Below are 14,585 nucleotides of genomic sequence, written 5' to 3'. Positions count from 1 at the left end.
GCTTCTTTTATCTAATCAGCGAAGCTATGTCCAGATATTCGGTTAGCTTTCCTATGTCGAAAACATCACACTTCAAAATCTTTCACTTGTTGAATCAAAAAGAATCTGTACACCTTCTCTAGCAAAGTGAGAAGGTATAACAGATTCCTTTCTATCAACTATAAATTTAGTTAAACCATGAAGAAATAGTATCTTTTAAATTAGCAAAAAAGCTTTTTACGCTTTCCCAGAAACCTTTATCTTCCATAAGTGAGCCGAATTTTTCTTGGATTGTATTACTGATATCATTTAATTGATCAGACCATTTACTAAAATCAATGTCCAACTTGCTTATTTTATCCATTAAATCCACTAGCAATTGACGGTCCTTTTCACTTAAATTAATTTCAAGCTTACTTAATTGCTCTTCTACAATTTTCTCCACATCTTCACGTGTTGCTGGCTTTAGCTCTGCAATTTGCTTTTTAATTTCTGTCAGTAATTCCGCAACCTTTGCATCGTCTACCCCTGCAGATTCTGCAATGGATGTTGCTACTGATAATTCTTCGTTTGCTACATCTGTACGATCAATATCCAGTGTTTCCCCTGTAGTGACCTCATATGCCTTGTAAATACCTACTAATGCTGAATGCCCTGTAACGGCTTTCGGTGCAGCTACTTGTACGGATGCATCCTGAATTCCTGCTGTTAACATCGCATTTGCGTACATCTCTGAAGTTACCTGCGTTATATTTGATGGTGTGACAATTTGTATTACTAGACCCTCTCCTGCTTCTCTGCGTGTAATCTTTGCAGAAGAGTACATACGTGAGCTTGAATTACTATCTTTAATGTATTTTACTAGATCCTCACCAGACACAGTAATTTCTTCAATTTCAGGTTCTTCGCTTACTTTTAATGATTTTTTTACAGACTCTTTTTCAGCCTCAGATAAATTTGCTCCATACACGACGATCGGTACGCCTAGTTTTTCATCAATTGCTTTTGGAGGCGTATTGTCAGATGCAAATCCTGTTGCTGGTGCCATCACTCCAAATACTAACATTGTAGCAGTTAGTATTTTAATCCATGTTTTTTTCAAATCGTGTGACCCCTTTCGCTAAAACTTCATAATTAGCAAGTATAGTGTATGCCACTATACAATAATTAGTACGAAAAAAAGACGAGAAGGTTTCAAGGCTGTCTCTCGTCACTTTTCCTGTTGTAAATGTTTTGCTAGCTAGTCAAACAAACCATCCTTTAAATTTCTTCAGTCCAACCGTCCTGTTGTTTCACTTTACCAGCTTTCATTAACGTTCCTAAGGCACGTTTAAATGCCCCTTTACTCATATTAAACATTTCTTGAATCTCTTCAGGAGACGATTTATCACCAAATGGCATTTTACCGCCCACATCCTGTATATACTTTAATATTTGTTGCGCATCATTTGAAAGACGCTCATGTTTTCTTGGTAAAAGTGAGCCATTCATGGAACCATCGTCTTTTACATCGATAATACGTACAACTACATCTTGTCCTAATCGAGGCTCATTATTTCGCTCAGACTCATGCACAAAAATACGGTAAGGAACTTCTACACCTAGCAAAAATGTCCCGATCGGTAACAAACGATATGGGCGTGCTTGGATATTCTTATTGTGCATATCTTCAAATGCACCTTCATATAGCTCCGAAATTTTTTCCTCTGTGGCTAAACGACCAAATAAATCACCGTTACGATCTGTACGTAGTGTCATAAATAAATGATCGCCTGGTTCTGGCCATACCTCTTTTAATGCAGGTAAATCTTCTGCTCTTACTAATACTTCACGAGATGTACCAATATCCACAAAAGCACCTTCACGTTCCACTACTTTCAAGACACGTGCCCAGCCATATTCACCTTGTGTAAAAGCTGGAATAGCCGTTGTTGCAGCCAAATCTCCACGACGGTCTGCAAATAAAAATACTTCAAGGCGGTCACCTACTGTTAGTGGCTCTGTTACCTCTGAAGCATTTAAAGGTAGTTCTTCAACTCCATTTGTTAAAATCCATTTTGATGCTTGTTGCTCTAATACCGTTAATGTAACGACTTCACCTGATTTTAATGCGTTCATATTGTCTCCCTTTCCTTCACACCATCATTTTAAAGATTGTGCTGTGTCTTAGATGCCTCTAATTTTTTCACGATGTCTGGATTTTCTTCCATTACTTGCACAAGATCTGCAATACGATCGATTGAATTCCAACTTAAATGATGTTCAATTCCCTCTACATCATCATAAATACGTTCTTCATCCACACCAATCATTCGTAAAAACTGCTCGAGCAATTCATGACGCTGCACAAGACGCTTTCCGAGCTTATCCCCTTTAGGCGTCAATGTCAGTCCACGGTACTTTTCATAAACTAAATAACCATCTTTATCTAATTTTTGAACCATTTTTGTAACAGAAGAAGGAAGAACAGATAATGCTTCAGCAATGTCAGACACTCTCGCATATCCCTTGTTGGCAATTAATAAATATATTTGTTCGATATGGTCCTCCATACTAGGTGTTGGCATATCCTTTTCCCTCTCTTTCCTTTTCTTACTCTCTAGTTTACTACAAGCTTGGCTTAAAAGTTAACTGAAAATACATTGCCTAGAAAAACACTTCCTATACAACTTAAATAGAGCCTCTTCTATTAAGAAGTAGGCTCTATTTTGTGTCGAGGATACTTATTTACCACATGTAACGCATGAATAATCTCTTTATTAATACGCTCAATGTTTCCAGGAGTATTCATTTCTTTAAATGCCTCATCTCTAGCTTCCATAGATGTAACATACTTACTTGGCAATGCATTTAGTGTAAGTGCCACCGTGTCTAATTCACAGATTTCGCATTTACAAAATGTTTGATATTCTGGTCCTCGTAGTAAAAAGCTTACTAAACCACGCACAATTTCTTCTGTAACATTTACTAAAATAGGATCTGACATATTCAAACTTTCGCCTCATTTATATTTAATTGTTACATTACTCCTGAAACTATAATAGCCTTAAAAAAAGTCTTTTTCAAGAATCACAAGTAGCATCTATTCACATAAAATCCCTTGTGTCAAAGCAAGATTAATTTCCTACCTTTTCAGATTGTTCTACACCTTACTTACTACTTTTTTGCTCTAATTAGTCTTAATGAATTAAACACAACTAATAGTGTCGCACCCATATCGGCAAAAATTGCTATCCATAATGTTAACCAACCAGGTATGACAAGTAGCAATGCAATTAATTTTAAAACTAGGGCAAATATAATATTCTCTTTAATGATACGTAATGTTTTTCTGCTCAATCCAATAGTGTAAGGAAGCTTTGTTAAATCATCACCCATTAAGGCAATATCTGCTGTCTCAAGAGCTGCATCCGTTCCTGCTCCACCCATGGCAATTCCTACATTTGCAGTGGCCAATGCTGGTGCATCGTTTACACCATCTCCAACCATTGCTACAGCACCAAATTGTTTACGTAAATCCTTAATCGCCTTTAATTTTTCTTCTGGTAACAAGCCAGCGCGCGCATCTGTCATCTTTAATGAAGTAGCAATGGCTTGCGCAGTAGGCTCTGCATCGCCTGTTAACATCACCATATGCTTTACTTTTAAGGCATTTAATTTGTTCAATACATCCTTGCTTTCATGACGTAATTGATCAGCAATTGCAACCAGTCCAATAAGTTGATTATTCGAAACAGCTGCTACTACTGTTTTACCCTGTTCTTGCAGATTCTTAACCTGACTTTCTATGTTTTGATCTACAGAAGTTAATGAAGTAGCCCATTTCATGCTACCTACATAAATAATCTGATTATCAACGGTAGCATAGGCACCTTTTCCTGTTACTGATTGGAAATTTGTTGGTATTAGCTCAGATAATTTTTTATCGTGTAATCTATTTAAAATTGCTTTAGCTAAAGGGTGCTGTGACTGTTTTTCTACCGCTGCCACTAGTTGTAACACATAGTCCTCTGACCAGTTTTCAGTCGTTACGATATCTGTTACTGCTGGCTGCCCCTTCGTTAATGTTCCTGTTTTGTCAAAGGCAACAGCTTCAATATGTCCTAGCTGCTCTAAATGAACACCACCTTTGATCAGTACACCTTGCCTTGCTGCATTACCAATGGCTGTAACAATGGCGACGGGCGTAGAGACAACCAGTGCGCAAGGACATCCTACTACTAAAACAGCTAGCCCTTGGTAAATCCAATGCTGCCAATCACCTACTATTAAAGGTGGAATTACAGCTACTAAAAAAGCAATAACCATAATCGCTGGTGTATAATACTTTGCAAAGCGATCTACAAATTGCTGAGAAGGTGCCTTTTCTGCTTGTGCTTCTTCCACTAGATGAATTATTTTAGCTATAGTAGTATCTTCTACACGCTTTGTCACACGTACTTCAAGAGCACCCTCTTCATTTAAAGTCCCAGCAAATACTTCATCATTTACTGTTTTATTTACGGGAATCGACTCACCTGTAATAGCTGCCTGATTGACTGCAGACAACCCACTAATGACTATGCCATCCATCGCAATCTTTTGCCCAGGCTTTACAATCAAAATATCTCCTATTTCTATATCCTCAGTAGGTAACTCAACCTCATGGTAGTGTTCACCGTGGGCTCTTTTGATAATCGCTGTTGGTGGAGCAATATCCATTAATTGACGAATAGATTGACGTGCCTTATCCATTGAATACGCTTCAAGTGCCTCACTCACAGCAAATAAAAATACGACAACTGCCGCTTCTTCCCATTCACCGATAATAGCAGCTCCAATGATGGCGATTGTCATAAGCGTCTTCATATCAAATTCAAAGCGAACTAAATTACGGAAGCCTATTTTAAAAATACCCACTCCACCCACAAGGATAGCTATAATGAACATGGAAATCGGTAGCGGGCTCGATTCCCCATTCATACCCGCAAATAGATAACCTAGAATGACAAAAAGCAATGAAATTCCTGCTAAAACGTTTTCCTTTTTACGATAAAAAGGTGTAGTATTTTCAAGTGCTTTTGCTGCCGATTGTGTAACCTTAATGCCATCAAAGGCACCTGCTTCTTCAATTTGGTCTACACTAATAGCACCGATTACTGTAATTTTAGAAGCACCAAAATTCACTTGTGCATCCTGTACTTCTGGTATAGCCTTTACGTTTTTCTCAAACTTTGCAGCACAACTAGCGCAAGATAAATTTTGCAATCTGTATTCTTGTTTAATTGGTGTCGTTGCCATTCGCAATCCCCTCTTTCGCATGTTCGTAGGCAATTGTTACAATTTGATATACATGCTCATCCGCTAAAGAGTAATACATTTGCTTACCTTTGCGGTGTGATCTCGCTAAATTATTATCTTTCAAATATCGTAAATGATGGGATGCTGTAGCAACTGAAGAACCAATAATAGTTGCAACATCACAAACACATAGTTCATCTTCCACCGTTAAAGCATAGGCAATTTTAAGTCTAGTTTCATCAGCTAACGCTTTTAAAAATTTGGCTACACCTGATAAATCAGGCATTTGTTGTTTCACCTTTGTGACTGCCTCTTCATGTACATGCGTCACCTCACATATTTCTTTCGGCATTTTTCTCACCTCATTCAAATATTCGTTTGATTGTATTCAATGTAACATATTATTCCATCATATTCAAACGAATATTTGAATGTTAGGATGTATATCCTTAAATAAAAAAGTTAGCGCACTTTCTGTACGCTAACTCTTTTATTACTTCGCTATTAATTGTAATGTTTTCCCTTTTATCTCTTCCTGTTTAATAAATGTTTGATGGTAATCACCATTTGCCCAATCCAGCACCTGATCTTGATACCAATCAGATTTTACATGACCACTTTGACCAGGACCAACAATATGATAGGCTGAGCTTAAATCACCTACATCCACCACAAAACGCCAAGATGCACCGTGATCTACATTACCAGCTAAATCATTATCTGCTGCTTGTACGGTAACTTTTGATCCACCAATAGGAACCTTTTTAGCATTAAAATAGGCTGCAAGAATAGGCGATGCACTTCCTAGTGTATGGTCAAAAGTAAGCTGATGGTAATCACCCCATTGCCATTTCGAGGAATTTTTTCCGAATTGATCTTCTAATTGTGCAATTGTTAGCTCAAATGCCTTGTATATGGTTTCATCAATGCCACCCTGCTCCTCAATCCAAATGCTTTTCTCTCCTGAATAGGCTGTACGTAAGAGCTGGTCTGTAATATTAAACTTCCCATACATGATGCCATACATATCTTCAGGCATTTGATCTTTAAACAAAACTTCCTGTAGCTTAATCATTAATGTATGGAACACAAGTGGTGCACCTGATTCCTTTGCGTCTACCATATCCCACTTCTCTAGCATGGCAATAATCTCGGCATACTTCCCATCCTGATCTTTTTCTTTTAAAGATGTTAATAAATCAGGCAGAAATTCTCTTGCATAGAGGTTGTGCTGATCCATTTGCAAAGCCATCATATCTTCTACTGTAATCGCATCATTTGCCTCTAACACTTCTTTAATTCTTTCGAAACGATAAGGTTGCGCCCAGAAATCAGTTATGTGATAAGGGTAGTCCTCTCCTATTACTTGGTTATTTGCCGTTGCAATAAAACCTTCTTTTGGATTTACTAGAGTTGGTAATTCATCCCATGGGATAAAGCCCTCCCAGCCATAGTCACTCGAATCACCTGGAACTGGTAATTGGCCCTCACCTTGCTTACGAATAGGTATTTGACCATTAGCTTTATAGGCAATCGTACCGTCTTTTGATGCAAATACAAAATTTTGTGCTGGCGCTTTAAAGTCTTCTAATGCTTTTTCGAAATCACCCCAAGTTTTTGCCTTATTAAAACCAAGCACTGCTCTTAGTTCAGCTGTCGGTTGTAGTGCTGTCCACTGCATCGAAAATTGTGCGGTTGGCTCTGTATCTTTAAAAGCTAAATCTGTCATTATAGGGCCGTGACGTGTAACAACGACTTCAAAATCTACCGTTTCTCCATCTTTTACCTTAATTGATTCGTCGCGCACCTCTGCTTGTTCCCACTTTCCATCGTATCGAAATTGTGTTGGATTATCTGGATTTGGTATTTCAATATATAAATCCTGTACATCTGGACCCACATTGGTTACCCCCCAAGCAATTTCATCATTATGGCCTAAAATAATACCTGGAATCCCTGCAAAGATAACGCCACTAACGTTTTGCTGTGGTGATTGCAGATGCATTTGATACCAAATAGAAGGGGTGCTTAACCCTAAATGTGGGTCATCTGCTAAAATAGGCATTCCTGATTTCGTTTTATCACCTGAAACTACCCAGTTATTACTTCCGTTAAATTCGTTTGGTAGCATTTCCGCACTGAATTGCCCAGCTACTGCTACAGGATTTTGGATATTGGCCTCGATAATCGCCGAAGCATTTTCTGGATATTTAATAAATAATTCTTTTGCCTTTTCTTCATCAAAATTCTGTAGTGCCCAATGACGAAAAGCTAACGTATTCCAATTTCCACCCAGATCATAGGCCATATATTTTCCAATGGTTAAGGAATCAACAACTGTCCACTCCTCAGGTTCATAACCTAACAAAGCGAATTCATAGCTTAGTGTATTGCTTTCCTTTGCCTGTGCAATAAAAGCATTTACTCCTTCGGCATACCATTCAAGTACTTGTTTGCTTTCGTCATCATAGGCAGCTAATGATTTCTCTGCAGCATCTCGTAAGCTAAATGTACGGAAATGTTTGTCGGTATTAATCGTTGCTTCTCCAATAATTTCAGATAGTCGACCACTTGCCTGCCTTCGTGCTAAGTCCATTTGAAATAGTCTATCCTGTGCTTGGACATAACCTTGCGCACGATACAAATCCGCATCTGTTTTGGCAAAAATATGCGGAACCCCTTTTTCATCTCTCGTAACTGTCACATCCTGATCCAGAATAGTAACAGCTAATTCACCATCAATCACCGGCTTAGATTTATTCATAAACCATGTAAATCCAATAAAAGCCACAAGAGCCAAAGCAGCTATTATCCCAGCTATGACAATTAGCCACTTTTTCCAATTAAACTTTCTCTTCCCCACTGCATAACCCCCTTTTTGCACTATATTCCCGTACTACCTTCCCAAACCCGCTTTGTAACGCAAATTTTTTAGCGAAATTTCTTATTTTATGTATATAAAATTGTCTCTAAATACAAAATTTTATATTTATTCGCTATTAGAATAGTATAATCAATAAGAATTATGAAGGCTACTGAGTAATGTTAAAAATTCGTATGTTCATAGAGATATAATGATTCTATAGAGTATATTTTCTTTTATCTTCTCTCGTGGAGCGGACTTATATGGTGGAAGCGGATTCCCACATGATTGGAGCGTTCTTCCCTACTTTAGGGCGGGTTCCCATGTGATTGTAGCGTCTACTCCTCACTTTGAAGGTATCCCCCTGGCATTGCCAAATCTCACATTTTTAAAAGTCACCTTATTAAGTTACAAATACAAAAAATCGTATTTCCATTTAGAAAATACGATTTAAGTACTAGCATTGTAATTGCAATTCAATTGGACAATGATCACTGCCCATAATGTGTGGGTGAATTGTTGCGCTTTCAATTTGTTCCTTCAATTGATTGGATACAACAAAATAATCGATACGCCAACCAATATTACGTTCACGCACTTTATTCATATAGGACCACCATGTGTAGTGGTCAGTTTCCTCGGGATGCTTGTATCTAAAAGAATCTACAAAACCGCTTTCCAATAACGCTGAAAATTTTGCTCTCTCTTCATATGTAAAGCCCGAATTTCCAATATTAGATTTTGCATTTTTTAAATCAATTTCCGTGTGTGCAACATTTAGATCACCACAATAAACCACTGGCTTCTGACTATTTAGTTCTTGTAAATAGCTAGCTAAACGATCCTCCCATTGTAAACGTAATGGTAACCTCGCTAAATCACGCTGTGCATTTGGAGTATAAACATTTACTAAATAGAAATTCTTATATTCTAATGTTATAATTCTGCCTTCATCCTGAGAATCTTCGGCGCCCACCCCATACTTAACAGACAATGGCGTGTGTTTCGTGAAAATTGCTGTTCCAGAATACCCTTTTTTCTGCGCGTAATTCCAATACTGCTCATAACCTTCGATAGAGAGCTCAACTTGTCCAGCCTGACATTTTGTTTCTTGGATACAAAAGAAATCTGCATCTATTTGATGAAAGAACTCTAAAAAGCCTTTACCTAGACATGCTCGTATCCCATTAACATTCCATGATATAAATTTCATTTTATCCACACTCCTAAAAAAACGCCCTTCGGCTTATGCGAAGGGCATCCTATTATAGATCGTCACCAACAATTTTGACTTCCGTCTCTAATTCAACGCCAAATTTTTCTTTCACTACACGTTGAACCATTTGGATTGTCTTAATATAGTCTGAAGCAGTAGCATTTCCTTTGTTGACAATAAATCCTGCATGCTTGGTAGAGACTTCAGCATCACCAACACCTTTACCTTGTAGGCCACTATCTTGAATAAGTTTTCCAGCAAAATGACCAGGTGGGCGTTTAAATACACTTCCAGCAGATGGATATTCTAAAGGCTGTTTTGATTCACGTTGGAAGGTTAAATCAGCTATCTTCGCATCAATTTCCTCCTGTACGCCAACTGCTAATTGAAATTCAGAGGACAGCACATAATAACCCTTTTTGGCAATAATGCTTTGTCGGTATCCTAGCTCAAGGTCTTCTTTACCTAGTATTAAAATGTCCCCTTCTTTTGTTAACACCTTCGATGAAACAATAATATCTTTAATCTCACCGCCATAGGCACCTGCGTTCATAGCCATTGCTCCGCCAATTGATCCAGGAATACCACATGCAAATTCAAAACCTGTTAAGGATGCTTGCGCTGATAGCTTTGATACATCTTTGATCAGTGCACCACTTTGAGCATACACATGCTCACCAGTAATACGAATCTCATCTAAGCGTGAAAATGTTACAACGATTCCTCTATGACCGCCATCTCGAACAACCATATTAGATCCGTTACCTAACATTAATAAAGGAATATTATTTATATATGCATAGCGAATAACGGATGCCGCCTCTTCTTCTGTTTCAGGAAGAACAAAAACATCTGCTTTGCCACCTAATTTTGTCATTGTGTATTGCTGTAATGATTCATTTAACTTAATATTGGCAGGATTAATACTTTTTGCTAAATCCATCGCCCATTGTTCTTTTGTCATGAGAGCTAATTCCTTTCTAACGTCCTTCTTACTCTACACCAGTATGGATTTACAACCCCAATTTGACAAGTAAAATGAAGGGTATTTTTATCTCATATTAAAAGACAGGTAAGACCTGTGCAGAGATGATGAATATTATAAAGAAAATTGACAGTCATTCCAAGTGTCGTTTTTAGGACACTATTTCATTGTATTATCTAGTAAAATAATCCATTCACCCTAGAGCCAACTACTTGCCCATGTTTCGATATTGCGGATAGCACCTTCAAGTGCCTGACCTTTATCTGTTAATGAATACTCAACGCGTACCGGTACTTCTGAATATACTTTACGTTCAACAAGCCCCTCTTTTTCAAGCTCCTTTAAACGTTCTGATAATAAACGTCCACTGACAGGTAGTGCAGATTCGATTTCATTAAAGCGCTGTGGTCCATCTAGTAATTGATATAATATTAACCCTGTCCATCGTTTTCCGATTAAATCCATTGCTTTAGCTAAACGAGGACACAAAGTTGTCTCATTCATAATTTTTCACCTCTATGTAACTATTGTAACGATTAATGCACTAAATGTAAATTTGAAGTAACTTATTTACGTAAAATAATCTATTAACTTTTATATATTTAATTACAAATAGTAACTCACAATTTCAATGTTGGACATATCTAACAAGGGAACATAAAATGTCTTAGACTAAACGCTATCTTAATAAAATGCACATATTTCCAATAATATGCCTATTCGATTTTAAATATGTTCTGTTTCATGTTCACAGATTACACTTTTATAGAGGGAAATACTTCCACATTTATAAAAAACTCATTGAATATGCGATTTGTTTACTTTATCATTCGTTGTAGAATGCTGTTTTAGGAGGTTTTCAAATGAAAAAATATGCTATTGATTTCAGTCATTCAACGATCGGGTTTTCCGTAAGACATATGATGATTTCTCGTATTCATGGTACGTTTGAATCGTACAGCGGTGAAATAGTTACATCCAATATCGAACAAATGCAGGATGCAAACATTTCTATCACGATTACAGTGGCTAGTGTCTCCACCAAGAATCATGATCGTGATGTCCACCTTGTGTCTCCTGACTTTTTTGATGCAGACGTCTATCCAAAAATAGTATTTACCTCTACATATATTGATAAACTTGATGATAAAAATTTTGCTATTCATGGTGATTTAACCATCAAAAACATAACAAGACCTATCGTATTTACAACAGTATATACAGGAAAAGGTGTGAATCCATGGGCACAAGAAGTTTTTGGCTTCCAAGCTAAAGCCCAAATTGATCGTCGTGATTTTAATCTAGTCTACAATACCTTTTTAGAAACAGGTGGTGTATTGATTAGCGATGAAATAGACGTGATAGTAGATCTTGAATTAAATCCTCTTTAAGTATTGTTTCTACCTTAAAGAAAGGGAGGAATTTATGTTTTGGTTTGATAATGATTTTTTATTTGGCTCTGCTTTTATTACCATCATCTTCTTTATTGTTTTTGGGAGCATAGCCTTTATGATTGTAAACGGTATTATCACTTGGTCTAAAAACAACCGTTCACCAATATTAACGGTACCCGCTAAGGTTGTGACAAAGCGTACGAATATACGTGGGGGATCTAACAATTCTGGGGCATCTACGTCCTACTACGTTACGTTTGAAGAGCAAAGCGGAGAACGGCATGAACTAAAGATGAATGGCTACGATTATGGTCAGCTTGTAGAAGGTGATCTTGGCATTTTAACCTATCAAGGTACACGGTATCATTCATTCAACAGACATAAAAAAGGAGAGTAGCGATTATCGTTACTCTCCTTTTCCTATTCTTTTATTTAATTAAATATTTAGCAAATCCAGCTTCTGTATCTTCTAAATATTCAATACCACTACCTGCTGGTATGAACTTTTGTGCATCTTTTGCAGATAGGTAGATAACCTTTGTATTGGCTGGGAACGGTACAAATGACCAGTTATTATCCGCAGCTGGGTTAATTGTTTTATTCGCCATAATATAATCTACAACAGCTTGTCGATTTTCATAAGCATAGTTAGTTATGTTAGAGCCTTCTGCATTTTTAAATGTCGCCCCATATGATCCACCAACACGATAATTGTTTGTAATGATGATGAATTCTTGTTTTAAATCGATTGGTTTACCATTATATTGTACATTCTTAATACGATTTGCCTTTTCATCAGTAAGATTACCGCGGCGGTCATATTTTGCTGGCGATGTGACATCAATTTGATATGTTAAGCCATCTAACACATCAAAGTTATAAGAACGTGCTTCTGCATCGATAATATTTTGCTCTTCTGTTTTAGTCGGATCAATTGTTGCGAAAATACCAGCAGCCATCTCTAACCACTCGATTGCTTGTGCGCCTGTCACTTTAATCGTAGCAACAGTATTGTCATAATGATAAATGTCGGCCATATTTTTAATAGCAAGCGGTCCTACAGGAATATTTGTATAATCTAATGGATTATTACGTGATCCTGCTTTGAAAGGTGCTCCTGCTGAAAGAATTGGTGTCTTTTCATCAGCCGTACCCTTTAGCTCTTGTTCGATAAACCATTTTTGAGCTTGTGTTACGATTTGAATGGATGGATCATCTTGCACCATTGAAAAATAACTATGGATTGGTGCAGTTGTTTCTCCAACAGGCTGACGGATATACGTTAATGTGCCATCATGTGCCTCTTTAATAGCCTCTAAAACCGTTGTGGATGGTTGTAAACCTTCTTGCTTGATCGATTGCAATGAACCTTTACCATCTACCACTACCCACTCAGATCCTTGTTGTTCTAGTTTTAAATCAATTACACCAAGATGACTACCATAGCTACCTGCCATAACAGTAGGAACACCATGAATTGTACCCTTTTCTTGGTCAACATCTTTCAAATCCTTATAGTCACCAGGGAATGTTAAATGAGAGTGTCCTGTAATTAACGCATCAATACCATCAATTTCTGCTAATTGGTAACCAACATTTTCAGCACCCTTCACATAAGTATCTTCACCGATACCTGAATGTGACAGAACGACAATCACGTCTGCTCCAGCCTTTTGCATTTCTGGTACTACCTCTTTCACAGCTTCAACTGGCTCTTGCATTTCAACTTTACCTGCTAAATGAATGGCATCCCATTCAACAATTTTCGTTGGAACAATCCCTGTTACACCAACTTTAAGTGTATGTTTTTTGCCTGAACTATCTACCACTTCTTTATCAAGAATGACATAAGGTGTAAACATACGCTCTTTTGTTTTTGCATCATAGGTATTAGCATTTACGACTGGATACTTTGCATCGTTTAATACTTCATCTAAAAAGTCTAGACCATAGTTAAATTCATGATTCCCTAAAGTTCCACCATCGTATTTCAATGCATTAAGTGCAGCAATAGCTGGATGAACTTCACCTGGCTTTAAAACACTTTCTAATGCTTTATATGAGCCAAGTGGTGTGCCTTGAATTAAATCACCATTATCAAATAGTAATGTGTTTGGATTTTTAGCTCTTGCTTGCTCAATTAGTGTTGCTGTATTAGCTAACCCAAGCTCTGATGATGGAGCATCTAAATAGTAATTGTAATTAGCTAAATTGGTATGAATATCTGTTGTCCCTAAAATCTGAAGATCAACTGATACGCCAGTTGAAGGTGCTTTGTATTCTGCTACAAAGCGCTCCACAATACTCTCCATCTGTTCCTTTGTCACATAGTCACGAGGACGAATAGTATTATCCTCAAATGCTTGTAAAATGTTTGCTGCAACAGCATTCGCTAAATCTTGTTTATATGCCGTTGCAATTTGATCTGCATCCTTAAATTGCTCTAAAACTTTGAGGGAAGCGTTTTCACTAACAAGTCCACGAGCAGAGATAACAAATGCTTGCTGACGTGTTAATTTGTCATCTGGGCCAAATATCGTTGCTGTTTTCCCTTTAATAAGTTTTAATTGAACAGCTTTTTCTACATAAGGTGCTAAATCCTTAGAGACATCGTTAAAGGCAAGCGAAGAGCCGTCACCCATCTCTACATCTAAATTTTCTACTAATTCTTTTACATAATCTGCGCGTGTTACATCATTGGAAGCAGCATCAGCAGAAATTCCAAATGGTATAAACGCGAAAAGGACTAGTAACGTCGCCAAGAAATTAGTTATTAATTTCTTATTCATACAACAACCTCCTTAATAATCTAGTATTTTCCTACAAATTCTATTATATTAAAACCATTCTAATTTTTACTGAATATAT

Annotated in this window: 13 protein-coding genes; 2 read left to right on the top strand and 11 right to left on the bottom strand. The window is 37.3% G+C overall.

Annotated elements, in window-relative coordinates; genetic code table 11:
• Nucleotides 1-166: 166 nt before the first annotated feature.
• From VK91_RS16175 to VK91_RS16130, 10 genes are all read right to left on the bottom strand, one after another.
• Nucleotides 167-1,081: a DUF1002 domain-containing protein gene (locus tag VK91_RS16175; protein ID WP_048394252.1), complete on the bottom strand. Its 915-nt coding sequence runs from the start codon at nucleotides 1,079-1,081 to the stop codon at nucleotides 167-169.
• 158 nt (nucleotides 1,082-1,239) lie between these two features.
• Nucleotides 1,240-2,097 carry a S1 RNA-binding domain-containing protein gene (locus tag VK91_RS16170; protein ID WP_048394250.1) on the bottom strand — a complete coding sequence of 286 codons (858 nt, stop codon included), beginning with the start codon at nucleotides 2,095-2,097 and terminating at the stop codon, nucleotides 1,240-1,242.
• Nucleotides 2,098-2,126: 29 nt separating this feature from the next.
• Nucleotides 2,127-2,546, bottom strand: coding sequence for a transcriptional regulator MntR (mntR, locus tag VK91_RS16165; RefSeq protein WP_004231993.1), 420 nt, complete (start codon nucleotides 2,544-2,546; stop codon nucleotides 2,127-2,129).
• 122 nt (nucleotides 2,547-2,668) lie between these two features.
• Nucleotides 2,669-2,965, bottom strand: a complete 297-nt coding sequence (locus tag VK91_RS16160; RefSeq protein WP_369700627.1) for a late competence development ComFB family protein — start codon at nucleotides 2,963-2,965, stop codon at nucleotides 2,669-2,671.
• 170 nt (nucleotides 2,966-3,135) lie between these two features.
• Complete coding sequence (locus tag VK91_RS16155) at nucleotides 3,136-5,259, bottom strand: heavy metal translocating P-type ATPase (protein WP_048394245.1); 2,124 nt, start codon at nucleotides 5,257-5,259, stop codon at nucleotides 3,136-3,138.
• Nucleotides 5,240-5,611 carry a metalloregulator ArsR/SmtB family transcription factor gene (locus VK91_RS16150; protein ID WP_048394243.1) on the bottom strand — a complete coding sequence of 124 codons (372 nt, stop codon included), beginning with the start codon at nucleotides 5,609-5,611 and terminating at the stop codon, nucleotides 5,240-5,242. The genes VK91_RS16155 and VK91_RS16150 overlap by 20 nt, the downstream gene beginning before the upstream one ends.
• 141 nt (nucleotides 5,612-5,752) lie before the next feature.
• Nucleotides 5,753-8,122: a penicillin acylase family protein gene (locus VK91_RS16145; protein ID WP_082148160.1), complete on the bottom strand. Its 2,370-nt coding sequence runs from the start codon at nucleotides 8,120-8,122 to the stop codon at nucleotides 5,753-5,755.
• 457 nt (nucleotides 8,123-8,579) lie between these two features.
• Nucleotides 8,580-9,335: an exodeoxyribonuclease III gene (locus VK91_RS16140; protein WP_048394240.1), complete on the bottom strand. Its 756-nt coding sequence runs from the start codon at nucleotides 9,333-9,335 to the stop codon at nucleotides 8,580-8,582.
• A 52-nt stretch (nucleotides 9,336-9,387) separates the two neighbouring features.
• Nucleotides 9,388-10,302 carry a UDP-N-acetylmuramate dehydrogenase gene (gene murB / locus VK91_RS16135; protein ID WP_048394238.1) on the bottom strand — a complete coding sequence of 305 codons (915 nt, stop codon included), beginning with the start codon at nucleotides 10,300-10,302 and terminating at the stop codon, nucleotides 9,388-9,390.
• Nucleotides 10,303-10,521: 219 nt separating this feature from the next.
• Complete coding sequence (locus VK91_RS16130; protein WP_004231981.1) at nucleotides 10,522-10,827, bottom strand: helix-turn-helix domain-containing protein; 306 nt, start codon at nucleotides 10,825-10,827, stop codon at nucleotides 10,522-10,524.
• Between the two features lie 359 nt (nucleotides 10,828-11,186).
• On the opposite strand from VK91_RS16130, the gene VK91_RS16125 reads away from it, so the two are divergent.
• The gene (locus VK91_RS16125; protein ID WP_048394236.1) at nucleotides 11,187-11,714 is read left to right on the top strand and encodes a YceI family protein; all 528 of its coding nucleotides are present in this window, start codon (nucleotides 11,187-11,189) and stop codon (nucleotides 11,712-11,714) included.
• A 34-nt stretch (nucleotides 11,715-11,748) separates the two neighbouring features.
• The gene (locus VK91_RS16120) at nucleotides 11,749-12,114 is read left to right on the top strand and encodes a DUF2500 domain-containing protein (protein WP_048394234.1); all 366 of its coding nucleotides are present in this window, start codon (nucleotides 11,749-11,751) and stop codon (nucleotides 12,112-12,114) included.
• A gap of 31 nt (nucleotides 12,115-12,145) precedes the next feature.
• On the opposite strand, the gene VK91_RS16115 is transcribed toward VK91_RS16120, so the two are convergent.
• Complete coding sequence (locus tag VK91_RS16115) at nucleotides 12,146-14,506, bottom strand: bifunctional 2',3'-cyclic-nucleotide 2'-phosphodiesterase/3'-nucleotidase (protein WP_048394232.1); 2,361 nt, start codon at nucleotides 14,504-14,506, stop codon at nucleotides 12,146-12,148.
• Nucleotides 14,507-14,585 lie beyond the last annotated feature (79 nt).

Source organism: Lysinibacillus sp. LK3, from assembly GCF_001043675.1.
Classification (GTDB): domain Bacteria; phylum Bacillota; class Bacilli; order Bacillales_A; family Planococcaceae; genus Lysinibacillus; species Lysinibacillus capsici.
The sequence above is the reverse complement of the archived record's forward strand: the minus strand, read 5'-3'. Positions and strand labels throughout refer to the sequence as shown.